This window comes from Arthrobacter sp. UCD-GKA (assembly GCF_001863355.1).
Lineage (GTDB): Bacteria > Actinomycetota > Actinomycetes > Actinomycetales > Micrococcaceae > Paeniglutamicibacter.
Genome location: NZ_MOLR01000013.1, coordinates 137,753 through 161,087, shown reverse-complemented (window position 1 = coordinate 161,087; position 23,335 = coordinate 137,753). Strand labels below are relative to the sequence as shown.

Genomic DNA, 23,335 nt, shown 5'->3' with positions numbered 1-23,335 from the left:
GCGCGGTGCTAGGCGGTGCCCGGGCGCAGCCAGAGGGCCGCATCCGGGTTCAGCACCAGGGAGCCGCCGCCGGCCGGCGCAGCCCCGAGCGCCGTGGACGAGCTGGCCAGCAGCACTTCCCCGGCCGGCACCACAACGGGGACCGGGCCCAGGTTCAGCAGCACCAGCACCCCGGAGTTCCCGAAGCCCAGCAGCCGCCCGCCGGCGGTGTCTTCAAGCCAGTTTAGGTTGCCCAGCCCCAGGTCGTGGGATCCGCGCAGCGCCAGCGCCTTGCGGTAGAGGTTCAGCGTGGAATCCGGATCGGATTCCTGGGCCTGCCGGGTCAGCGATTCCCAGCCCGCGGGCTGCGGCAGCCATCCGGTGTCGGCGGCGCTGAAGCCCAGCGATCGGGTCGAATCGTTCCAGGGCAGCGGGACCCGGCAGCCGTCGCGGCCCAGGCGCTCGCCGTTGGTGCGCGCATAGGTGGGGTCCTGGCGGTATTCGTGGGGGAGTTCGGTGTGGTCGCCCAGGCCCAGTTCCTCGCCCTGGTAGAGGTATGCACCCCCGGGCAGCCCCAGCATGAACAGCGTCGCGGCACGCGCCCGCGCCAATCCGAGCACCGGATCGGGCTGCATATCCTCCGGGCCCAGGCCGTCGCCCGGGCGCACCGCCGGGGTGGGCGCGCCGAGCCGGGTCGCATGGCGGGGCACATCGTGGTTGGACAGCACCCAGGTGCTCGGCGCCCCGACCGCGTCGAAGGCCTGCAGTGAACGGGTGATGATGGCCTTGAGTGCGCCCGCATCCCAGTCGGTGTGCAGGAAGGGGAAGTTGAACGACTGGTGCATCTCATCCGGGCGCACCCAGTCGGCCATGGCCTCGATCGGATGGACGTTGGCCTCGGCGCACAGCACGCGCTCGCCGGGGTATTGGTCGCAGATCGCCCGCCAGCGGCGGAAGACCTCGTGCACGGCGGGCTGGCCGAACATCGGTGCGTCGGCGAACGGGTGGCCGGGGGTGTCGGCGCCGTCGGCCCGGCCATGCCAGTCGGGCAACCCGGCCGCCTTGACCAGGGCGTGGGCGACGTCCACGCGGAACCCGCCCGCGCCGCGGTCCAGCCAGAAGCGCAGGACCGATTCGAATTCGTCGCCCACCGCCGGGTTGTCCCAGTTGAAGTCGGGCTGGGAGGAATCGAAGAGGTGCAGGTAGTACTGGCCTTCGCTGCCGTCGGGTTCGGTGACGCGGGTCCAGGCGGAGCCGCCGAAGTGGGACTGCCAGTTGTTGGGAGGCAACCGGCCCTCCTCCCCGAGTCCGTCGCGGAAGATGAAGATGTCCCGGGCCGCCGAGCCGGCGGGGGAGGCCAGGGCTTCGCGGAACAGGGCATGTTGGTCCGAGCAGTGGTTGGGCACGATGTCGACCAGGATCTTGACCTCGAGCCGGTTGGCCTCGGCGATGAGCTCGTCGAAGTCCTCCAGCGTCCCGAAGAGCGGGTCGACGGCGCGGTAGTCGGAGACGTCGTAGCCGGCGTCCTTCTGCGGGGAGGCAAAGAACGGGGAGAGCCAGACGGCGTCCACGCCCAGGGATGCGACGTGGTGCAGTTCGGTGGTGATGCCGCGCAGGTCGCCGATCCCGTTGCCCGTGGTGTCGCGGAAGGAACGTGGGTAGATCTGGTAAATGACCGAGCGGCGCCACCACTGCGTGCCGCCCGAAGGTGCATGGGTGGCCTCCTCGAACCGGGCCGGGGCGGCGGGCTGGGGGATCGCGGGGAGCTCTTCGGTCTGTGACATGCGCTCCAGCATAACGGCTCAGGAGCCAAGAATGGAAGCGTTTCCATTCGACCTCTGGGCAAGCAAGGAACGATCGGACCGTTGCCGAAAAGTTACCGATTGCGCACCGCGAGCCAAAAAACCCAGTAAACAAGCTGGTTCACCGACGCCCCAGCGGGTCGGGCGGGGCGGTGTCCGGAATTGTGATCTGGACGACACGAGTGGAAGCGTTTACACTAAATCTCACGCCACCTGCGCCGAACGTTCCACCGGGCGCCCAACACTCGAAAGAGGAACCATCATGACGGGAAACAAGACCCCCGGTGCACGCCTGACGCGACGCACCTTCACCCTGGGCGCCGTCGGGGCGCTCTCCGCCCTGGCGCTCACCGCCTGCGGAGGCTCCGGCACCCCGGCGGCCAGCTCGAGCCCGGCGGCCTCCCCCGCCGCCGCGACCAGCGCCCCGGCCACCGGCACCAGCCTGACCATGTGGGTCGATGCCGAACGCTCGCCGGCCCTGAAGGACATCGTTGCCAAGTTCAAGGCGGAGAAGGGCATCGACGTCAAGCTCGTCGTCAAGGACTTCGCCGCGGTCCGCGACGATTTCATCACCCAGGCGCCCACCGGCAAGGGCCCGGACGTGCTGGTTGGCCCGCATGACTGGCTGGGCAAGCTCGTGCAGAACGGCGTCGTGGCCCCGGTGCAGCTCGGCGACAAGGCCAAGGACTTCGCCGAGAGCTCCATCAAGGCCGTGACCTACGACGGCCAGACCTACGCGGTACCGTACTCCATCGAGAACGTTGCCCTGATCCGCAACACCAAGCTCGCCCCCGAGGCCAAGACCACGTTGGACGAGGTCCTCGCCGAGGGCAAGAAGGCCGTGGCCGCCGGGGACGCCAAGTTCCCGTTCCTGGTCGGGCTCGATCCCAAGCAGGCCGACCCGTACCACCTCTACCCGCTGCAGACCTCCATGGGGGCCCCGGTCTTTGCGCAAAACGCCGACGGCAGCTACGACGCCAGCCAGCTGACCCTGGGCAACGAGGGCGGAAAGGAGTTCGCACAGCTGCTCTCCGACCTGGGCGACAAGGGCTCCAAGGTCCTGAACTCCAACATCACCGGCGACATCGCCAAGGAGAAGTTCCTGGCCGGGGAATCCCCGTACTTCCTCACCGGCCCGTGGAACGTCCCGGACATCGCCGCCAAGGGCATCAAGTTCGCCGTCGACCCGCTGCCCACCGCCGGGGACAAGCCCGCCCAGCCCTTCATCGGCGTGAACGGCTTCTTCATCTCCGCCAAGTCCACCAACGCCCTGGCCGCCAACGAGTTCGTGGTCAACTACCTCAGCCAGCCCGAGGCCCAGGACGAACTGTTCAAGGTCGGCGGACGCCCGCCGGCGCTGACCGCCTCCTTCGAGAAGGCCTCCAGCGACCCGGTCGTCAAGGCCTTCGGCGAGATCGGCGCCAACGGCGTGCCGATGCCGGCGGTTCCGGCCATGGACGCCGTCTGGGCCGACTGGGGCGGCACCGAGCTGAACCTCATCAAGGGCAAGGAAGCGGACCCGGCGGCAGCCTGGACGAAGATGGCAGCCAACATCGAAAAGAAGATCGCCGGCAGCAAGTAGCCGCACGCAACACCACCGGTTCCCGCCGGGCCCGGTGCGCGACAGCCGCGCACCGGGCCCGGCGGGGGAACCTCCCACACCATCGCCGCCCGAGCGGTCGAGCGCACCAGGAAAGATAGCCGGACCATGGTAGAAATCGAAGAAAAGCCCAAGGTGTCCGAGGCACCGACGGGAGGGCGGAAACCGTCGCGGCACGGCCGCGGGCCCGACTCCCTCGGCGGCATCCTCGCCAAGATCATCCTGCTGGGCGTCACCGACGCCGTGGCTGCCTTCGTGCTCTTCCAGCTGGCCCTTTCCGCCGAATGGCTGGTCTTCGGCATCTCCCTGCTCACCACCCTGGCCATCAACTGGATCTACCTGCGCCGCGGCGGGCTCCCGGCGAAGTACCTGGCCCCCGGGGTCATCTTCCTGATGGTCTTCCAGGTCTTCGTGATGATCTTCTCCACCTATATCGCGTTCACCAACTACGGCGACGGGCACAACTCCTCCAAGGACGACGCGATCGCCTCGATCCAGCTCTCGGCCTCCGAACGCGTCCCGAACTCCCCGCAATTCCCCACCTCCGTGCTGGAAAAAAACGGCAGCTTCTTCCTGCTGGTCACCACCCCGGAAGGCGAGGCGAAACTCGGCGGCGCCGCGGAACCGCTGCATACAGTCACACCCTCCACCACGGGCCCCACCGGGGCGGCCACCGGGGTGGAAGGCTACGGCACCCTGGACTTTGCCACGCTGCTGCAGCACCAGGCGGAGATCACCTCGCTGAGCGTGCCGCTCAGCGCCAACCCCGAGGACGGATCGCTGAAGACTGCGGACGGGTCGACCTCCTACGTCTACACGCCCAAGCTCAAGTACGACGCGAACGCCGACACCTTCACCGACACGGCCACCGGCGTCGTCTACTCCGACGACGGGCGCGGCTCCTTCGTGGCCGCCGACGGCACGCAGCTCAACACCGGGTGGAAGGTCAACGTGGGGCTGGAAAACTTCGAGCGCGCGTTCACCGACCCGAACCTGCAGGGCCCGCTGCTGAAGGTCATCGCCTGGACCTTCGGGTTCGCGATCCTCTCGGTGGCCACCACCTTCGCCCTCGGGCTCTTTTTGGCCATCACCTTCAACAAGGCGGACCTGAAGGGCAAGAAGCTCTACCGGATCCTCATGATCCTGCCCTACGCCTTCCCCGCCTTCCTCTCCGGACTGGTGTGGTCCGGGCTGCTGAACCCGGAGTTCGGGTTCATCAACAACGCGCTGCTGGGCGGGGCCCAGATACCCTGGCTCACCGATCCGGTGCTCTCCAAGGTCTCGGTGCTCATGGTGAACCTGTGGCTGGGCTACCCGTACATGTTCCTGGTGTGCACCGGGGCCCTGCAGTCGCTGCCCGAGGACGTCGACGAGGCGGCCCGCATGGACGGGGCCGGGGCGTGGAAGATCTTCACCGCCATCAAGCTGCCGTTGCTGCTGGTGTCCCTGGCGCCGCTGCTGATCGCCTCCTTCGCCTTCAACTTCAACAACTTCAACGTCATCTTCATGCTTACCGGCGGCGGCCCGCGCTTCGACGGCACGACCTTCGACATCGGTTCCACCGACATCCTGATCACCATGGTCTACAAGATCGCCTTCGGCACCGGAACGGGCCGCGACTACGGACTGGCCAGCGCCCTGGCCATCTTGATCTTCATCATCGTCGCCGCGGTGTCGGCACTGAGTTTCAAAAAGACCAAGGCCCTGGAGGACCTGAACTGATGAGCACCCTGACAACCCAGGCAACCGCAAGCACGGTGCCGGCAGGCAAGGCCCCCTTCGGCCAATGGTTCAAGGCCACCGGCTGGCGCCACCTGGTCGCCATCGCCGCCACGGCCTTCTCCGTCTTCCCGCTGCTCTACGTGCTTTCTGCGGCACTGAACCCCACCGGAACCATGGCCGGGTCCAGCAGCCTGTTCACCGAGTTCGGCACCGGGAACTTCACCGAGCTCTTCGCCAACCAGGAGCGGCCCTTTGGCCGCTGGTTCGTCAACACCCTGGTCATCGGGACCGTCACCTCCGCCGCCACGGTGTTCCTCGGCGCCATGGCCGCCTACGCGTTCTCCCGCATGCGCTTCACCGGCCGCCGCGTCGGGCTGCTGACGCTGTTGCTGCTGCAGATGTTCCCGCAGCTGCTCACCGTGGTGGCGATCTTCCTGTTGCTGAACTTCATCGGCGACATCATCCCGGCCCTGGGCCTGGGCTCGCAGCTCGGGCTGATCATGGTGTACCTGGGCGGGGCGCTGGGCGTGAACACCTACCTGATGTACGGCTTCTTCAACACGGTGCCGACCTCGCTGGACGAAGCCGCGCGCATCGACGGCGCCAGCCACGTGCAGGTGTTCTTCAGGATCATCATGCCGCTGGTCACCCCGATCCTCGCCGTCGTGGGCCTGCTGGCCTTCATCGGGATATCCTCCGAGTTCGTGATCGCCTCCGTGGTGCTCACCGACCCCGACTCGCAGACCCTGGCCGTGGGACTGTACTCCTACGTGGCCCAGCAGCGCAGCGAGAACTGGGGCGTGTTCGCCGCCGGCGCCGTGATTGCCGCGGTCCCGGTCATGACACTGTTCCTGTTCCTGCAGCGCTACATCACCTCCGGCCTGACCGCCGGGGGCGTGAAGGGCTAAGGGCACGATGCCCGGCGAACGGATGAGCGGGATCGATGCGGACCTGGCCCTGCAGCCGCACCACGACGGGTCACCCGCATACGTGTCGGGCCCCGCGGAGCCGCGGCTGGGCGAGGTGCTGCGGGTGCGGCTCCGGGTTCCGGCGGGTGCCGGGGCGCCGGCGGCCGTGTGGCTGCGCAGCCTGCGGGACGGCGAACCGCACCTGGAACCGGCCGGCCTGGCCACCGGAGATGGCACCCACAGCTTCTTCGAGGCCCCGCTGCCGCTGGTGAACCCGGTGCAGCGCTACCGCTGGTACCTCCGGTACTCGGGCGAAGCGGGGAAGGCGGACTACCGGTGGTTCAACGCCGCCGGCCTGCATCGGCGCGACGTCCCCGATGCCTTCGACTTCCGGATCCACGCCGGTTCCCCCACCCCGGACTGGATCAAGGAATCGGTCATGTACCAGGTGTTCCCCGACAGGTTCGCGAACTCGGGAACCGTCAAGCCCCGGGCCGGATGGATGGTGTCCTGCGACTGGGACACCCCGGTCCAGGGCACCGGGGAAGCGGCCGGCCGCCAGTTCTACGGCGGGGACCTTCCCGGAATCCAGGCGCACCTCGGGCACCTGGGCGACCTGGGTGCCACCATCCTCTACCTGACGCCCATCTTCCCCGCGGCCTCCAACCACCGCTACGACGCTTCCTCGTTCGACGAGGTCGACCCGCTGCTCGGCGGGGACGGCGCACTGGTCGCGCTGGTCGAAGCGGCCCATGCCCGCGGCCTGCGCGTGGTCGGCGACCTGACCACCAACCACACCGGGGCCGGGCACCACTGGTTCGTCGATGCATACCGGAACCCCGCGGCGCCCACGGGAGAATACTACTACTTCAACCAGGATCGCACCGGGTACGAGGCCTGGCTGGGGGTGCCCTCGTTGCCGAAGCTGAACTGGAACTCCGCGGCCCTGCGTGAGCGCTTCATCCTGGCCGAGGACTCGGTGGCCGTGCGCTGGCTCAAGGCGCCGTTCAACCTCGATGGCTGGCGCATCGACGTGGGCAACATGACCGGGCGGCGCGGGAGCGAGGACCTGAACCAAGAGGTCGCACGGATGCTGCGCCAACGCGTCGAGGAAGTGAAGCCCGGTGCCATGCTGTTGGCGGAATCGACCTCAGACGCCGCCCCCGATGTGCCCGGGGACGGTTGGCAGGGTGTGGTGAGCTACAGCAATTTCACCCGCCCGCTGTGGCAGTGGCTGGCCAGGGAAGAGCCGCCGGAGCAGAACGGATGGTTCTTCGGGCTGCCGCAGCCCGGTCCGGCGCGCATCGACGCGGCCGACTTCGTGGCGACGCATCGGGAAATGTCGGCCGGTTTCAACTGGGAGGTGCGGCTTGCCAACGCCAACGCCCTGGACACGCACGACACCGCCCGTGCCGCCAGCCACATGATCGACGGAGGGCAGGAGCTCGCCGCATGCGTGCAGTTCGCCTTCCCGGGGATCCCCTTGGTCTTTGCCGGGGACGAGTTCGGGTTGCTCGGGTTCAACGGCGAGGACTCGCGCACCCCCATGCCCTGGGGCGCACCCGAAAAGTGGGGCAAGGACCTGCGCCGGCTCTATGCCGACCTGGCGGCGCTGCGCGCCGGGAACCGCGCACTGATTGACGGTTCGCTGCGCTGGATCGCCGCGGAAGGGAACCTGCTGGCCTGGGTCCGTGAACATTCCACAGGTTCGGTGCTCTGCGTGGTGGTCCGGGGCCCGGTCGTGGAAACCAGCCTGGGCAATGCGGTCCATCTGTCCGGTGAACCGGGAAACGCGCTGCTGGCGCTCGGCAACGCCGTGGAAGTGAAGGTGGATGAAACCGGGGAGGTCCTCGTCAAAGCCAGCGGTCCAGGGGTTTCATTCCACCTGGCCAAGGAGGCGGGTGCGTGGAGCCAACCGGCGCGAGCCGAATCCGTCATCCCGGAAGCCTGAAACGCGGCTGCCCAGGGACCGCCACCGCGAGCAGGGGAAACGACCGGCGTTTCGCTTCGCGCAGCCCCTTGTCCACCTAGGCGCCTCCCCTGGCATTTGGTCTCCATCGAGCCCGAATTGCTTCAAGATCGGCATCCGGGCCGAGCTGGCCCAATGCCTGTCCAAGGGCCCGCCCAGGCCCTGCCAGGCCTTCGGCCCGTAGCCGGTCATTGGCAGGACAAGGTTTTCGACAAAGCTCCTGGTCGAACGATCACCTATATTTTGATCTTCGGACAGCGGGTAAACCAGCCTCACGGTTCCGGCCCGGCTACGCTCGCGGCGACTGCTCGTCCGGGCCCAACACCAGCCGGGCCTCGTCACGGCGGTGGCGCAGCACCGCCTCCACGTAGGATGCGACAGCCTCCTCCATCGGAACGTTGGAACCGCGGGCCTCGGAAATGTACCAGCGGTGCTCGAGGACCTCGTGCACGATCTGCGCCGGTTCCAGCTTGCCGTGGAACTCGCGGGGGATCGCCCCGGTGATCCGGTCAAAGACATCGGTGACCCAATGGGCCGCAGTGAGCTCTTCATCAAGGTCCGGGTGCTTCTTGGCCCGGTAGGCGTCCATGTCGTTGAGCAGCCGGCGGGCCTGGCCCTCCTCCACGTCAAGCCCGGTGAGCCGCAAGAGGCGGCGGGCGTGGTGCCCGGCGTCGACGACCTTGGGCTGGATGACCAGCTGGCCGCCGTCGGGGGAGGTCTTGAGGCTGATCTCCTCCACGTCGAAGCCCAGTTCGTTGAGCCGGCGGATGCGCTCGTCGACCCTCCAGCGTTCGGACAGGTCGAAGGATTCCTTGTCGTTCAGCTCGGCCCAGAGCCCGCGGTAGGAATGCAGGATGTCCTCGCTGGTGGCCACCGGATCCACGGTGTCCTCGATCAGCCCGGCCTCCATGAGATCCATGAGCTCACCGGCAATGTTGACCCGGGCAATCTCCAGGTCGTACTCGCGCTGCCCCGAGGACAGCTCCGGATACAGCTCGCCGGTCTCGGCGTCCACCAGGTATGCGGCGAAGGAACCGGCATCGCGGCGGAAGAGGGTGTTGGACAGGGACACGTCGCCCCAGTAGAAACCGATCAGGTGCAACCGGACCAGCAACAGCGCCTGGGCATCGATGAGCCGGGTGAGGGTGTCGCGGCGCAGCTTCTGCGAGAACAGGGCACGGTAGGGCAGGGAGTATTTCAGGTGCCGGGTGACCAGCACCGGGTCCAGGTCGTTGCCCCCGGCGTCCTTGCGCCCGGTGATCACCGCGACCGGTTCCACGCAGGGGGCGGCCAACCGGCGCAGCTTGCGCAGCATGTGGTACTCGTGCCGGGCCACGTGTTCGCCGGTTTCCTTGATGGCGATGACCGCTCCGCCCATCATGGCGAAGCGCACCACATGCCGGGAGATTCCGCGCGGCAGCGGGGCCAGGGTGTCGGCCGGCCAGTCCTCCAGCGGGAGCTGCCACGGCAAATCCAGCAGGCCGGGGTCGGCAGTGGCCGCGGTGATCGACAGCGAGCCGGACACAGCCGGGGTCGAGGAATTCCCGCGCGGCAGCTTGCCGGACTGGGCATGGTTGGTGGGTTCGTCGTGCCAATTGGCGGTGTGGCGGATCATGGCGTGGATGCCGTTTCTTGCTGCGGTGGGGAGGGGGGAAATGATGGAGATGCAAAGGCGGCCGTACCCAGCGCTGGGCTGAATACGGCCGCCATTGGCCGTCGTCGTGAAAAACCACGACGACAGGCAGGGAGGTCTAGGCCTCGCTGGCCACCTGTGCGTGAGCCCCGCTGCTGGCCGGCTCGGCCAGGCGTTCGCCGGAGGCGGTGTCGAAGAGGTGGACGTGTCCGACCTTCGGCAGCACGTGGATGGTTTCGCCCTTGAACGGGGGCTTGCGGCCGTCGACGCGCACGACCATCTGGTATTCGGTGCCGCCCACAAAGGTGTGTCCGTAGACGTAGGCGTCGGCGCCGAGTTCCTCGACGACGTCGACCTCGACCGAGAGGCCTTCGTCCGCACCGACCTGGTCCAGATCCTCGGGACGCACGCCCAAGGTCACCGAGTTGCCGGTTGCGGCCTGCAACGTTGCCGAAGCGACCGGGTAGATGGTGCCGCCGAAGGCGACACCGCCGTCGGCCACCGGAAGCTCCAACAGGTTCATGGCAGGGGAACCGATGAAGCCGGCGACGAAGACGTTCTGCGGAGTGTCATAGAGTTCGCGCGGGGTGCCGACCTGCTGCAGCAGGCCGTCCTTGAGGACTGCGACGCGGTCGCCCATGGTCAGTGCCTCGACCTGGTCGTGGGTCACGTATACCGTGGTGACGCCCAGACGGCGGGTCAGCGACGCGATCTGCGTGCGGGTCTGCACACGGAGCTTGGCATCGAGGTTCGACAGCGGCTCATCCATGAGGAAGACCTGCGGGCTGCGCACGATGGCCCGGCCCATGGCAACACGCTGGCGCTGGCCGCCGGAAAGAGCCTTCGGCTTGCGGTCCAGGTAGTCCTCGAGGTCAAGAAGCTTTGCCGCTTCCTGCACGCGGCGTGCGCGCTCCTCCTTGTCGATGCCCGCGATCTTCAGGGCAAAGCCCATGTTGTCGCCCACGGTCATGTGCGGGTAGAGCGCATAGTTCTGGAAGACCATGGCGATGTCTCGGTCCTTGGGCGGAACGTTGGTGACATCGCGGTCGCCGATGAGGATGCGTCCGGAGTTGATGTCTTCAAGGCCGGCGAGCATGCGCAGGGTGGTGGACTTTCCGCAGCCGGAGGGTCCGACAAGAACCAGGAATTCGCCATCGGCGATCTCCAGGGAAATCTTGTCAACGCTGGGCTTGGTGGCACCCGGGTAGGTTCGGGTGGCTTGGTCAAAAGTTACAGATGCCATGGGGCAGCAATCCTTTCACGGGCAGGTACGTGCCCGACGATCCGTAGTGAATGGAATCACAAGCTTCTCATATCAAGGATGGATTCCAAAAGGGCAGGCAATTCCCCGGGCCCATTAAGTCGGAATTGTGCCCTGGATTTCCCGGACCCGATTTTTACCCCGATATCCCCGGGGCGCAACGCGGCAAAGGCGTCCTCGTCCGTGACATCGTCTCCGGCAAAGAACACGGTGGAGGCGTCGGCGACCTCGCGCAGCCAGTTCAGGCCGTCGCCCTTGGTGCCCACCAGCACACTGGCTTCCAGCACGGCCTTGCCGTCCAGGGCCTGCAGGTTCTCGATTCCGTCCAGTTGCTCTTGGGCGGCGCGCAGCGCCGCGGTGGCAACCTCGGGTGCGGCCTGCCGCACGTGCAAGACGATCGAGGCGGGCTTGTATTCAAGGGTGGTGCCCGGATTGGCTGCGCTGATGGCTTCCAGTATCCCGGTGGCCTTGGCCAAGGCGGCGGTTTGCGAGCCGCTGAGATCAATGTGTTCGTCCTCGGCGCCGAAGATTTCCGGTGCCCAGCGTTCGGTGCCGTGGCTGCCAACCAACAAGGTTTGCTCGGGCGGTCTGCCCACGGCGCGCAGCGAGGCCAGGTCGCGGCCGGAGATCAGCGCGGTGACGGTGTTCTCCAGGGCGGCCAGCTTGGCCAGGGCCTCGGAGGCGGCAGGCAACGGACGCGCGTCCTCGGGACGGTCGACCAAGGGCGCCAAGGTGCCGTCGAAGTCCAGGGCAACGAGCAGGATCGGGGTGTCGACCAGGGATTCGATGGCATCGGCGAGATCGGGAGTGATGGGACCCATAGTTAACCAGCTGATCCTTTCAGGCAGTTGAAGCGGGCATGGAACGAACGCCCGGGCCGGGGCAGGTTTCCCGGCTTGGCCCATGGCAATGGGTGCAAATGCAATGCGCGGGTGCTACGGGGATAATTCCCGATGTGCACCCGCGCCAAGACATCTTCAAGCCTAGACCAGCGTGTCCACCGGCAGCGGGGAGGCCAGCGAGGAGAGGAACGTCTGGGACCAGCGGGCCACGTCGTGGTCGCGCAGGTGCCGGCGCATGCGGCGCATCCGACGCGCCGAGTCCTGCGGATCCATCAGCAGGGCGCGCATGATCCCGGACTTCATGCCGTCGATGTCGTGCGGGTTCACCAACACGGACTGGGTCAGTTGGTCCGCTGCACCGGTGAATTCGGAGAGCACCAGCATGCCGGTGTCATCGGTGTGGGCCGCCACGAACTCCTTGGCCACCAGGTTCATGCCGTCGCGCAGCGAGGTCACGAGCATGATGTCGGCGGCCAGGTACAGGGCAATCATTTCGCGCATCGGGTACGAATGGTGCAGGTAGCGGATGGCCGTGTGCTCCATGGTGTCGTGCTCGCCGTTGAGGTTGCCGACCATGAGCTCGACCTGGTCCTTGAGCTGTTGGTAGCGCTCGACATTCTCGCGGCTGGGGCTGGCAACCTGCACGAGGCAAGCCTCGCCGACCGTGATGTCCCCGTCGGCCAACAGCTCGCCGTAGGCCTTGAGCCGGTGGCGGATGCCCTTGGTGTAATCGAGCCGGTCCACGCCCAGAAGGATGGTCTTCGGGTTGCCCAGTTCCTGGCGGATCTGCTTTGCCCGGGCGATGATCTCCGGATCGTGCGCGAGCTCCGCGACCTGCTGGGTGTCGATGGAGATCGGGTGCGCCTCGGCGCGGCAGATGTTGGAGCTGGAGCCACTGGCTTCGGGCGATGCCGGCGGGATCGCCAGCGAGCCCTTGACCGTGCGGTCAGTGTAGCGGCGCATGCAGCGCAGGAAGTTGCTGGCATCGGCGGTGCGCTGGAAACCCACGACATCGGCGCCGGCCAGCCCTTCGAGGATCTGCTTGCGCCAGGGAAGCTGGGAGAAGATCCCGGGGGACGGGAATGGAATGTGGTTGAAGAAGCCGATGCGCAAGTCCGGGCGCGCCTCGCGCAGGAGCTTGGGCACGAGCTGCAGCTGGTAGTCCTGCACCCAGACCGTTGCACCTTGGGCGGCAATCCTTGCCGTGGCGTCGGCGAAGCGCTTGTTGACCTTTTTGTAGTTGTCCCACCAGGTTCGGTGGAATTCTGGCGGCACGATCACGTCGTGATAGAGCGGCCAGAGAGTCGAGTTCGAGAATCCCTCGTAGTAGAGTTCCAGGTCCTCCTCGTCCAGCGGGACGGGGATGAGGTGGATCCGGTCGTTTTCGAATGGCTTGAGTTCCTCGTCGGTGGCTCCGTGCCAGCCGACCCAGGCKCCGTCCGATTCCTGCATGACCGGGGCGATGGCGGTTACCAGGCCTCCGGGGGATCGGCGCCACGACAGCTCGCCGTCTTCGCCTTCCACCCGGTCCACTGGAAGTCGATTGGCCACCACGATGAAGTCGTAGCTTTGTTTCTCGCTACCGGATTTATATTCGGTCTTCTTATCCGTTTGCATGTTGACCCTCCGTTCTAATACTCAAGATTGATCTTGAGCTTAGGGTAACTACGTGATGTAAGCGACACGGCGGCGCTAAGCTACGCGACCCCCGTACCCTAAACTGGTTTGGTCGGGGGGGTACCATTTCAATCTTAAAGGACGTTTTGACCTATGGCATCGAATAGCCAGCGGCCGAGCAAGGCCGAGCGGACCGCAAGCGCGCGCGAGCAGGCACAGAAAATGCACGCGGCACAAGAAGCTGCTGACAAGCGCAAATCCCTGTTCATCAAGTTGGGCGTCCTAGTGGCGGTGCTTGCCGTGATTGCGTTGGTCGTGGCCCTCGTCCTGCAGAAGAACTCGGGCACTGTTGCCGACACCGGCGCGGTGCCGAAGGGCGGCAACGCGGCAGGCGGTATTACGCTAACCTCCGACAAGACCCTTGCCGATACTTCCGGACTCAGCGTCGACATCAACAAGGTGGGCACGGCTCCGGCCCAAGGCGCGACGCCGACTCCGCGGGATTACAAGGCGGCGCCCAAGGGCGAACCGATCAACATGCTGCTGTATGTCGATGTCAACTGCGTGCACTGCGCCGACTTCGAGACCCAGTACGCGGACCAGATCAGCACCTGGCTTGCCGCAGGCGATGTGACTGTGGAGTACCGCAACGTCGCCTTCCTCGATGCGGGATCGCCGACCAATTTCTCCTCGCGCGGAGCCAACGCACTGGCCTGCGTGGCGGATGCGGCTCCGGCCTCGTACCTTCCGTTCTCCAAGGCAATGTTTGCGCACTACCCTGAGGGCGAAATGAAGAACAAGCAGCTGATCCAGCTGGCCAAGGACAACGGTGCCGATGTTGCCAGCTGCATCAATGAAGGCACCTTCCGCCCGTTCGCGAAGTTCACCGATGCGGCCGCCCGCGTGGATGCCATTGGCGGCACCCCGAGCGTGTTCATCCAGGGCAAGCTCTGGGATCCGAACGCCGAGCCCGACTTCGTTGCCGTCGTCGACGCCGCAATCAAGGCGAAMAAGTAGCAACGTAGTTCCAGCATGAAGTTGGGTGGTTCGCAGTGTGCAGGTGAACCACCCAACCGATGGAGCCGGGGCCGGCGGCTTTCACGCTGCCGGTTTCATCCTGCCGATGAATGTCGGTTACGCTAGTTCCTGCACTTGGGTCGTGTTCACACGGACCCGGGCAGCACGCCTCCTTAGCTCAGTTGGCCAGAGCATCGCTCTTGTAAAGCGAGGGTCGCCGGTTCGAATCCGGCAGGGGGCTCCACACCGCAGGCCCTACTTCCTTTCACATGAAGGGAGGTAGGGCCTTTCGCATTCAATTTCGGCCGCTGGTCGACACCCGCGAGTGGGTGTGGCCCCAGATTACGTGACTTGTCGAAGCTGGTAGTGCTCTAATTGCTCTATTTCATGGGCAGCGTCCCCGCGAACGCCCAATGGAGCGGAGAACCAACGCCAACGGAAGCGCGACCTTCCGTATGGTCCTGAAATAGCCAAAACTGACCAAAACCGCCGTTAGTGGCTGTGTTTGTTGGCCGTAAACAGTCGTATATGGCTGCCGTCCTTTCAGCGAATCCTCGGCAAAATCTGATCTTGAAATACGCGGAGAAACACCACTAAAACCTGCTGCAGTGGCTGGTGGCTTGTCATACGCAAAAACCTGACGTTCGATCAGGTTTTTCTATTTTCTGAACAACTCGGCAATCTCGGCCGGTCTTTTTATGCCCACGTTCATTCCTGGCTCTGTAGCGAATCTGATCCGGTCACCGTCCGCCCCTCAAGCTGGAAGTTACTCGGGGGAGGATGCGTTTTGGAGATCCTGGCAGAAGCTGCAGGGAACCTGTTCATATCTACTCTCGCAAATACAGCCCGTCACTTTGTAACGAGCTGTTTCCCTTGCTCTCAGATCGCGTGAACACTCGCATTGTTTGTGTGGCCACGGCGAAGAACAAACGGAGGAGGTATGTGAAATGACAATTTACTGATGCGCAGGGAGCAATCTGACCAAAGTCAGGTCAATCAGACCCAGAAATAGTCGTTTTTAGCAACACAATTGGCATCTAGGTGCAATGTGTCCCAGCCAAGGGTATTTCGGTGGCGAGGATCCAGTGCGGCTTCTCCACATTCGATCCAGAATGCACGCTCCCAGTCACTCAGGGCATCGAGGGTTCCCATACAGCCTCCGCCGCAGATCAAATTCGGCAGTTGTGGAAGTACCATTTATCGCTCCCAAGAGCGCAACTCTTTCGCGACAGAATGACCCCGCATAAAGTCCAATGGTGGGTGCAGGTTCTTTTGCCATAAACTTGGCTTTCGTCATCTGGCCGTCGCCATTCATTTGAACACAAGGCTGACCTCGGCAAACCCCACATTGCTATCAATCGTGACGAATAATCTCGAGCCAACGGGACGATCAACAATCTCTACCATCGACTGCAAGTTAACTCATGAAATGCCCCGCGCGACGTGATAGCCGCCAAATGGGGCTGGCACGCTGCACGGAGCATTTCGAAGGCAAGCTTTTCCATGTCTTTGCGGAGATATCCGAGACGACCTATGCGGATCATTCCGCTTGAGCATACGGGGGGGGTAGCTGACCTACAGGTTATCTTCAGGGCAATCATGATTTCTTGGATTCGCAGGGGACACAGCACGTTCCGTTGCGGAGTCCGGTGGAAGCTCCGGCTAGCGGGCGCCGTTCGGGAACATGGAGCGATCGAAGCCGGCCGTGGCCATGGCCGTCGCAGAATCTACGGCGCCCCACGACCTGAGTGAACTCAGCCTGCTGTGCTTATAAGCCGCTTATTGTTTCCTGAGTGGTGAAATGGGGGAACCTTCCGTATGTGTAGCGAGTAGGTCGGCGGTTTGTGCTGATTCATTTGACATGGTGAAACCGCGCTTCAACGCGTCTTCACGGTCCATCGACAGCAAATCGATGCCCTTGGTTTCCTTCATGGTCATTAGGGTCGCAAGGCCGAGAATGCCAATGGCGATCATGTAGAAGGCCGGGGCCATGATATTTCCGGTTTCTGAAATGATCCAGGTCAGGACGAGGGGGACAGTTCCAACGAAGATGGCGGCGGTGACGCTGTAAGCGATTGACAGTCCGGATTGACGGGTTCGGGTGGGGAAGATCTCTGCAACGGTGACAGCGTGGACGCCCAGGACGATGGCCAGGATTACACCCAATCCGATAGTGCTCACCGTGCCAGCCCACGGGGTCTCCAACTGCATGATGGCGAAGAGTGGGTAGGAGCAAACGATCATCAGAACCGCGGAACTAACCATCAGCGGTTTGCGTCCGATGCGGTCGGACCAGGCACCGAAAAGAGGTACGAGGACCAACGCAGTAATGGAAGCAACAGTTGAGAGCAGTGCGGCCGACTCGACGCTCATACCAACAAATTCTTCTTGGTATGTCAACAGGTAGACAAGGACGATATAGAAGGCGACGTTCATCATGATCTCGATGCCGCTGGTCTGCAACAGCTGTTTCCAGTTGTTCGTGAAGACCTCCTTGAGCGGGCTTTGGGCAACATGTTCCAACTTTTCCAAGGCTTTGAACTCCGGAGTGTCTTCAACCTTTGCCCGGATGTAGAAGCCGATGATGCCTAAGGGAGCGGTCAAAATGAACGGAATACGCCAACCCCAGTCTTGTACGGCTTCCGGCCCTAGAACCTTGTTCATTAGCAGGACCACCAGTGAAGCGCCGAGGAAGCCCAGTAGGCTGCCAACTTCGAGCCAGCTGACGCCGAAACCTCGATGTTTGGTCGGTGATGCTTCTGCTAGGAACGCTGCTGCGCTGCCAAATTCTCCGCCTGCGGCTAACCCTTGAACCATGCGGGCCGCAATCAGGAGACCCGGGGCCCAAAGGCCGATCGAGTTATAGCTCGGTAGTAGTCCCACCACGAGGGTGGCCACGGACATGGAGATAATGACCATGGATAGTGTCCGCTTACGGCCAAACTTGTCGCCGATGTATCCGAAGAGCAGCGCTCCCAAGGGACGGACCCCGAACGAGACGGCAAAGACGGCAAAGACTGCCAGCAGGCCTGCTGTCTTGTCCTGCTGGGGGAAAAAGACATGGGCGATTGTGGAAGCCATATAGGCATAGATCGCCCAGTCGAACCAGTGGACAAGTACACCGATGGAACCGGCGGCCACGGACTTGCGCAGGCTCTTCTGCTCGATCTCGGGGGAAGCTGGAATACTCACGGAGGCTCCTTCGTGTGAAGTAAACAAGGGGATGAACCAAGTATGGTGATGCCACTCACATGTGTCTAATAGTTGTTTCTTCTAACCTGTATCTAATTTACAGATGCCAAATTTCGGGCTCAGATGTAATTTGCGAGGTGCCGGTGGCAGCCACAGTAAATCGCGTGGCAATTCATTTTTCAGACTGGGCGGAGTCCAAGGAGGTGACCGATTCCCGAGGACGCGACCACGTTTGAGGCCGACGCCTGGGCCGGTGTGGCCGCTTTAGGGGAGTCGATGAGGTGAGGGTTTCCGTGATGATCCTAATTGGTTCACCTTTGCGGCGGGTCTTCGACGGATCGTCGGACTCGGGGCCCTCCGTGCGCATGGCAAGAGGCGTCTGGCGGACAAGGGCAATCCGCTTCTAGGATTCAAGCAAGCAGTGACAGTTCCCGCAGGTTGCATCAGCTGAGGGGCGTGGGGGTATATTGCGATTCGCCCGGTTAGTTTTCGTAGGGTAGGCCAGCAGCGCCGGGAAGGGCGCCGAGTGCCGAAAATAAATTTGGCGTGGACAGCTGATGAAGCAGTTGAGGTGCATCCACGTTCATGCAGACACCGCTGTCCACTATCGGTCGAGGGCCATGCCGTACCGAAACGTGGCCCGGATTCCAAGGTGATGGAAGCCCTACACCCCTTGGGGATCCCCTCCCTGGGTGGGAGATGGCGACAAAGGGCATAGGGCTTTGGTCATTTTGTCGCTGTAGTGGCGTTGGTGGGCTCCTAGGCGTTCAAACCACCTGGGGAACCGCAGAGATTTCTTCGAAGGACCTGATGGATAGTTCGGACGCCGTCAGGCCCGGGACCAGTGGCGCATCGGCCATATGGTCAAGGTAGCTGCGCTGAATCATGATTTGTTCCGCCAGGTATTTGGCATCGTGCCATACCCCCCAGATGAAACTAGATCCTCGGTGTGTCTGCCACGGCAAGCCCAAGAAGTAGATGCCACTCTCCGGGGAAACGCCCCGCTGGTGCTTGGGCCTTCCGTTGTCATCGACGGCATCATCCGGTAGCCAGCTGTAGTCAACAGCAAAACCGGTCGCCCAGACGATCGATGTGACTCCAGCGGCAGCGAGGTCGAGTTCAAAGATTGGGTTCGTGACGTCGAATGGATCATCGCCCAGAACGCGGGCTTCTGGTTCTTCAGGGAATTCCAGGCCGTTGCGGGTGATGTAGGCGTCGGCTTCATCAAGTACCGACAAATAGTTTGCGTCGCCGTTGGCAATGTTCCGCGCCAGATCCGGGGCGAACCCCATAGTTCCGTTCTCGTATGAATCGGTGCGGCCTACGAGCTTAATGCCGCTGGCGGCTAGGGCGCGGAAATCAACGGTGTGCCCGCCCTCAGCGCCGCTCACTGCGATGGTGACATGTTCGGCGCCCTTGGGCGGCGCGGAAGCAGACCACTTGTCCAGGACTCCGAGCCACCAGCAGAAGTCCTTGCCGCGGTACTGGCGTGGCGGGCGGTCGTGCGGCCCGACCGAAAGTGTGACTTGGCGGCCCGAGCGGCGGAGTTCCGCGGCAATCTGCACGCCCGAAGATCCTGCTCCCACGACCATAACGCCGCCTTCCGGCAACTGCTGCGGATTTCGGTATGAACTGGAATGAATCTGCACCAGACCTTCGTTGTCCGGGACGACCGCTGGAATCAGCGGGCGTTGGAACGGGCCGGTCGCGGCCACGACGTAGCGGGCGTTGACGGTGCCCTCGGACGTTTTCACCTGAAAGCCTGGTTTGCCAACATTCTTGCGGACGGAAGTGACTTCGACGCCGCAGCGGATCGGTGCCCCGAATTTTTCGGCGTAGGCGGTGAAGTAGTCCGCCATGTTGTCTTTCGGCGCGAAAGCGTCGGCGTCAACGTTGGCGATTTCCATGCCGGGGAAGCGATCATGCCAGGCCGGCCCATTGGCCACCAAAGAATCCCATCGTCCCGAGCGCCACTGCTCGGCGATGCGCTTCCGCTCCAATACGAGGTGCGGGACTCCGCGCGCCGTCAGATGCTCACTCATCGCCACACCGGCCTGGCCCGCGCCGACGATCAAGACTTCAGTCTCATTGTTCGACATTCCAACCTCCAAGTTATAGATAATCTGAATTGATGTGACGATGCACCATTCGGGTGCTTGGAGCGCCCTTTGTGGTGGGATCCGTCGTTCATCTGGTTACCTTTACAAAACAGTGTTTTTCGTCATCTTTCAAACATTTGTTCTCGACCAACTGCATCAGTTTTCTAGATGCACCTGGGTGTGCGTAGGATCAGCTGATCAGTACACGTACCGAATGGTTGATATGGCAGCTTCTGTTGCTGGTGCCCCGGGACGCCCTGAACGTTTTGACAGGCACCGGTATCCGTCGGCTCGCAGCCGACAGTTGGGTCCCTTGCGGGATGTCACCGGAACCCCCTCCCCGGCGACTCATGTCTTCCGTCCTGATCCGCAGCTACGGCGCCAAAACCGGGTGTGGGACGCCAGCCAAGGCCGATGGCGAGAGCAAGTCGTCGAGGCGATCCGCCTCGAGGAGGCCGTATTCGATCACAAGGTCCCTGATGCCGCGTCCGGTGGCCAATGACTCCTTGGCAAGTTTGGCTGCATTCGAGTAGCCGATGAATGGCGCCATTCCGGTAACGACGCTGACCGATTCAGCCATGCGTCGGGCCAGCACCGGTTCGTTGGCCTCTATGCCATCAACACATTTGGTTCGGAGTATCCGGCAAGCGGAGGTTAGCCATTCCATGGATTCGAGCAAGCAGTCGGCCATGACGGGTTCGAAGGCGTTCAGCTGAAGTTGACCGCCTTCGACTGCCATGGTGACCGTAGCATCGGCACCGACGACGCGGAATGCTACCTGGTTCACCATCTCTGGGATCACCGGGTTGACCTTTCCGGGCATGATCGAGGACCCGGCCTGGACGGCAGGCAGGAAGATCTCATTGAAGCCTGCTTGCGGGCCCGAGGAGAGCAACCGCAGGTCGTTACAGATCTTCGAGAGTTTGACGGCCGAACGTTTGAGTACCCCTGAGAGCAGCATGAACACCCCGGTATCTGATGTGGCCTCGACCAAGTCGAGGGCGGAAACAAGGTCTAGCCCGGTCAGTTCGTTTAACTCCCGGGTGACCAGTGCGCGGTACTCGGGATGGGCAGTGATACCGGTGCCTATTGCAGTGGCTCCGAGGTTGATTTCCTTCAGGTGCGGGCCGAGCTCGGACATCCGGGCCAGGTCTTCGCGAAGGGTTTCGGCGAAAGCTCCGAATTCTTGGCCCAGGGTCATGGGAACTGCGTCCTGCAGCTGGGTTCGACCAATCTTGACGATCCCGGCGAACTCTCGGGATTTTGCCGCGAAAGAATCAACCAGCAACTGGTGTTCCCGACCATAGTCCAGTAATGCGGATTGCAAGGAAATCTTCACTGCGGTGGGATAGGTGTCATTGGTGCTTTGGCCCCGGTTGACGTGGTCGATCGGGTCCAGTTCAGCGTAGTCGCCCTTGTCGAACCCGAGGATCTCCAAAGCTCGGTTGGCAATGACCTCGTTGACATTCATGTTGGTGCTGGTGCCTGCGCCGCCTTGAATCCGGTCAACGGGAAATTCGGCGTCGAAGTTTCCGTCACGGACTTCCAATGCGGCCTGTTCAATGGCCCGCGAACGTACCGGATCAAGCAGGCCGAGGGCGGTGTTCGCCCGAGCAGCCGCACACTTGACCGAGCCGAAGGCCCAGATCAGCGAGCGCATGGTGCCCACCGGCCGACCACTGACCGGGAAGTTCTCCACGGCCCGCAGGGTGCTTATGCCCCAGTAGGCGCTGGAGGGTACTGCCCGTTCACCCAGCGAATCCCGTTCCAGACGAGTGGGTGCGGCTTCGGTTCCGCTCGGTTCGAGAAGCATCGATGTCTTGTCTGACATGTCTTGTTCACATACTCCTTTCGGTGTCTGGGACACCAACGTAATCCAGCGCGGTCAGGGCCAACGCGGCGGCCCCATCATGGATGGCCTGGTTAGCTGCGTTCCCGATGCAGTGTGCGGCAAATTCGGGTTGGTGGTTGGCGGCGGGGAAGCAGCCGAGCCCGATATAAGGGTGGATGGCCGGAACAATCTGGGAGACGTTGCCCATGTCGGTGGATGCGCGGTTCATGGTGGCCTGCTCCGGTGGCGCATCGAAGGTTCGCCCCAGTGATCGTGCGTGGCTCGTATAGATCTCCAAGGCGCGCTCATCGGTGCGGAACTCGGAATAGGGCTCGGACTCGGGGGTGATCTCCAGCTTGCAACCCGTGGCCAGAGCCCCTGCCTCGAAGCACTTGTTCACCCGCTCGTTCAGCGGTTCCAGCTCGGCCAAGGTTTCGGCGCGGACGTACCAACGGCCCCGCGTGGTCTCGGGGATGGCATTGGGGGCTTCCCCTCCACGGGTCTGTACACCGTGGACCCGCGTTTCTTTGGGCAGTTGCTGACGCAGTAGGCCGATGGCCATTTGCGCTATGAGGAAGGCGTCGTTGGCGTTGACCCCTTGATCCGGGTATGCGGCGGCGTGGGCCGACTTTCCGTGGTATTCCACGTGCTGGTGGGCGACGGCGAAGGGGTTTGCCACGGCGGAGTCGACGGGACTGGGATGTACCATCATCGCCAAGTCGAGGCCAACGAAGGCACCCTTCTTGAGCATTTCGATTTTTCCTCCCCCACCTTCTTCGGCGGGGGTTCCGTATAGCTCGATGCGCAGGTCGTATTCGTCGGCGAACCCGGCCAAAGCACATGCCGCTCCGACGGAGGCCGCGGAGATGATGTTGTGGCCACAAGCATGCCCCAGCCCGGGCAGCGCGTCGTATTCGGCCATCAAGCCGATCCGCCTAGACCCGCGACCCAACACAGCGCGGATGGCCGTAGGGAACCCGAGATACTCCCGTTCGACGGTGAATCCGCGGGCTTCGAGGAAGTCGGCAGTCCAAGCGGCGGCCTGGTACTCTTCCCAGCCGAGTTCAGGGTTGGCGTGGATGGTCTCGGAGAATGCCACCAGTGCGTCGTGCTCCAGACTGACGGATTCCATGACCCGCTCACGTATTGTCCCTGCGGTGGGTGGCGCTGGCACGTGAATCGCCGTCGACCTATCGTTCATCGCCAGGTACTCCATATCCCTCTGAGGCCTGCGGGTCGAGTCCTCGGGTCACGTAGGCGTCCCGCTGCGGCAACCAGATCTCAAGCAGCTTGCCGAGCTCGGTGATTGGGTCCTCGTGCCAGTCGATGCGCAGGTCGGTGTCGCGCCAGCCATGCCCGGATACCACCGATAGGCCGGCCGAATGTACCGGTCCCGCCTCACCTCCAGCTGCAATTGCCCCCTTCAGCCCCGCGAGCAGCCGCTGCTCGAGTTCGCCGTCAGTGGTATCGAATGCGTCGCATGCAGCCTGCAAGACGCCGGGGTCGGCCAGCATGTTGCCTGCTCCAACGCAGGAAGGGCCACTGCCCTGACCAAAGACCCCCAGAGTCCGCGAACCGCTGTAGACGGCGGAACCGCTCCGGGAATCCAACACGACGAGCTGCCGGAAGTCGATGTTTTCGGCCGAGCCAACAACCCCGTCCAAGGCCTGCTGGGCGGTGTCTCCTGCTTCGAGGCGATCGAGTAAAGCTGAACCGAGCCGTGGATCGGTGATGTTCTGTGAGCTGACGGCACCGACGCCGTCGCGCAGGTGGATACACCTGGCCGCCACGGCGGGAGACGAAGACGAGACTGCCAAGCCGAATCGACCGTTGCCATCGGTGCCTGCGATGCTGAAGGTCATT

15 protein-coding genes and 1 tRNA gene are annotated in these 23,335 nt (G+C 63.5%); 6 read left to right on the top strand and 10 right to left on the bottom strand.

The features are described from left to right. Positions 1 to 8: 8 nt before the first annotated feature. The gene (locus tag BLJ79_RS19305; RefSeq protein ID WP_071216418.1) at positions 9 to 1,763 is read right to left on the bottom strand and encodes a glycoside hydrolase family 13 protein; all 1,755 of its coding nucleotides are present in this window, start codon (positions 1,761 to 1,763) and stop codon (positions 9 to 11) included. A 280-nt stretch (positions 1,764 to 2,043) separates the two neighbouring features. Here BLJ79_RS19305 and BLJ79_RS19300 point away from each other — a divergent pair, with 280 nt between their 5' ends. The 4 genes from BLJ79_RS19300 (at position 2,044) to BLJ79_RS19285 (ending at position 7,962) form a co-directional block, all read left to right on the top strand. Continuing rightward, a complete protein-coding gene (locus tag BLJ79_RS19300) occupies positions 2,044 to 3,363 on the top strand; it encodes a sugar ABC transporter substrate-binding protein (RefSeq protein WP_071216397.1) in 1,320 nt (439 codons plus the stop codon). A gap of 126 nt (positions 3,364 to 3,489) precedes the next feature. After that, positions 3,490 to 5,103 (top strand): ABC transporter permease subunit, encoded by a 1,614-nt coding sequence (locus BLJ79_RS19295; protein WP_071216396.1) that lies wholly within the window; start codon positions 3,490 to 3,492, stop codon positions 5,101 to 5,103. After that, positions 5,103 to 6,011 carry a sugar ABC transporter permease gene (locus BLJ79_RS19290; protein ID WP_071216395.1) on the top strand — a complete coding sequence of 303 codons (909 nt, stop codon included), beginning with the start codon at positions 5,103 to 5,105 and terminating at the stop codon, positions 6,009 to 6,011. Before BLJ79_RS19295 ends, BLJ79_RS19290 begins: the two co-directional genes overlap by 1 nt. Before the next feature lie 22 nt (positions 6,012 to 6,033). Next, entirely contained in the window at positions 6,034 to 7,962 is a 1,929-nt protein-coding gene (locus tag BLJ79_RS19285; protein WP_286135593.1) for a glycoside hydrolase family 13 protein, read from the top strand. Between the two features lie 307 nt (positions 7,963 to 8,269). Here the strand turns inward: BLJ79_RS19285 and BLJ79_RS19280 are convergent, their stop codons facing one another. From BLJ79_RS19280 to BLJ79_RS19265, 4 genes are all read right to left on the bottom strand, one after another. Next, positions 8,270 to 9,595: a DUF4032 domain-containing protein gene (locus BLJ79_RS19280; RefSeq protein WP_071216394.1), complete on the bottom strand. Its 1,326-nt coding sequence runs from the start codon at positions 9,593 to 9,595 to the stop codon at positions 8,270 to 8,272. A gap of 136 nt (positions 9,596 to 9,731) precedes the next feature. Beyond that, on the bottom strand, positions 9,732 to 10,856 hold the full coding sequence (locus tag BLJ79_RS19275) for an ABC transporter ATP-binding protein (RefSeq protein ID WP_071216393.1): 1,125 nt from the start codon (positions 10,854 to 10,856) through the stop codon (positions 9,732 to 9,734). 56 nt (positions 10,857 to 10,912) lie between these two features. After that, the gene (gene otsB, locus BLJ79_RS19270; RefSeq protein ID WP_071216392.1) at positions 10,913 to 11,695 is read right to left on the bottom strand and encodes a trehalose-phosphatase; all 783 of its coding nucleotides are present in this window, start codon (positions 11,693 to 11,695) and stop codon (positions 10,913 to 10,915) included. Positions 11,696 to 11,857: 162 nt separating this feature from the next. Next, on the bottom strand, positions 11,858 to 13,333 hold the full coding sequence (locus BLJ79_RS19265; RefSeq protein ID WP_071216391.1) for an alpha,alpha-trehalose-phosphate synthase (UDP-forming): 1,476 nt from the start codon (positions 13,331 to 13,333) through the stop codon (positions 11,858 to 11,860). Between the two features lie 153 nt (positions 13,334 to 13,486). On the opposite strand from BLJ79_RS19265, the gene BLJ79_RS19260 reads away from it, so the two are divergent. Then, a complete protein-coding gene (locus tag BLJ79_RS19260; protein ID WP_071216390.1) occupies positions 13,487 to 14,350 on the top strand; it encodes a DsbA family protein in 864 nt (287 codons plus the stop codon). A gap of 167 nt (positions 14,351 to 14,517) precedes the next feature. Continuing rightward, a tRNA-Thr gene (locus BLJ79_RS19255) sits at positions 14,518 to 14,594 on the top strand. Positions 14,595 to 16,129: 1,535 nt separating this feature from the next. Here the strand turns inward: BLJ79_RS19255 and BLJ79_RS19250 are convergent. The 5 genes from BLJ79_RS19250 to BLJ79_RS19230 form a co-directional block, all read right to left on the bottom strand. Continuing rightward, positions 16,130 to 17,542 carry an MFS transporter gene (locus tag BLJ79_RS19250; RefSeq protein ID WP_071216389.1) on the bottom strand — a complete coding sequence of 471 codons (1,413 nt, stop codon included), beginning with the start codon at positions 17,540 to 17,542 and terminating at the stop codon, positions 16,130 to 16,132. 767 nt (positions 17,543 to 18,309) lie between these two features. Continuing rightward, positions 18,310 to 19,641: a flavin-containing monooxygenase gene (locus BLJ79_RS19245; RefSeq protein ID WP_083411481.1), complete on the bottom strand. Its 1,332-nt coding sequence runs from the start codon at positions 19,639 to 19,641 to the stop codon at positions 18,310 to 18,312. A gap of 373 nt (positions 19,642 to 20,014) precedes the next feature. Continuing rightward, a complete protein-coding gene (locus BLJ79_RS19240; protein WP_071216388.1) occupies positions 20,015 to 21,454 on the bottom strand; it encodes an aspartate ammonia-lyase in 1,440 nt (479 codons plus the stop codon). 25 nt (positions 21,455 to 21,479) lie between these two features. After that, positions 21,480 to 22,604, bottom strand: a complete 1,125-nt coding sequence (locus BLJ79_RS19235) for a M20 family metallopeptidase (RefSeq protein WP_286135587.1) — start codon at positions 22,602 to 22,604, stop codon at positions 21,480 to 21,482. A 58-nt stretch (positions 22,605 to 22,662) separates the two neighbouring features. Further along, positions 22,663 to 23,334, bottom strand: a complete 672-nt coding sequence (locus BLJ79_RS19230) for a DUF1028 domain-containing protein (protein ID WP_071216386.1) — start codon at positions 23,332 to 23,334, stop codon at positions 22,663 to 22,665. Position 23,335 lies beyond the last annotated feature (1 nt).

What these genes read in the sequence shown, in the direction of transcription:
- BLJ79_RS19305 (WP_071216418.1), bottom strand. Translation starts at nt 1,763, where the DNA reads ATGTCACAGACCGAAGAGCTCCCCGCGATCCCCCAGCCCGCCGCCCCG.
- otsB (WP_071216392.1), bottom strand. Translation starts at nt 11,695, where the DNA reads ATGGGTCCCATCACTCCCGATCTCGCCGATGCCATCGAATCCCTGGTC.
- BLJ79_RS19275 (WP_071216393.1), bottom strand. Translation starts at nt 10,856, where the DNA reads ATGGCATCTGTAACTTTTGACCAAGCCACCCGAACCTACCCGGGTGCC.
- BLJ79_RS19280 (WP_071216394.1), bottom strand. Translation starts at nt 9,595, where the DNA reads ATGATCCGCCACACCGCCAATTGGCACGACGAACCCACCAACCATGCC.
- BLJ79_RS19285 (WP_286135593.1), top strand. Translation starts at nt 6,034, where the DNA reads ATGAGCGGGATCGATGCGGACCTGGCCCTGCAGCCGCACCACGACGGG.
- BLJ79_RS19300 (WP_071216397.1), top strand. Translation starts at nt 2,044, where the DNA reads ATGACGGGAAACAAGACCCCCGGTGCACGCCTGACGCGACGCACCTTC.
- BLJ79_RS19235 (WP_286135587.1), bottom strand. Translation starts at nt 22,604, where the DNA reads ATGGAATCCGTCAGTCTGGAGCACGACGCACTGGTGGCATTCTCCGAG.
- BLJ79_RS19230 (WP_071216386.1), bottom strand. Translation starts at nt 23,334, where the DNA reads ATGACCTTCAGCATCGCAGGCACCGATGGCAACGGTCGATTCGGCTTG.
- BLJ79_RS19290 (WP_071216395.1), top strand. Translation starts at nt 5,103, where the DNA reads ATGAGCACCCTGACAACCCAGGCAACCGCAAGCACGGTGCCGGCAGGC.
- BLJ79_RS19240 (WP_071216388.1), bottom strand. Translation starts at nt 21,454, where the DNA reads ATGCTTCTCGAACCGAGCGGAACCGAAGCCGCACCCACTCGTCTGGAA.
- BLJ79_RS19295 (WP_071216396.1), top strand. Translation starts at nt 3,490, where the DNA reads ATGGTAGAAATCGAAGAAAAGCCCAAGGTGTCCGAGGCACCGACGGGA.
- BLJ79_RS19245 (WP_083411481.1), bottom strand. Translation starts at nt 19,641, where the DNA reads ATGTCGAACAATGAGACTGAAGTCTTGATCGTCGGCGCGGGCCAGGCC.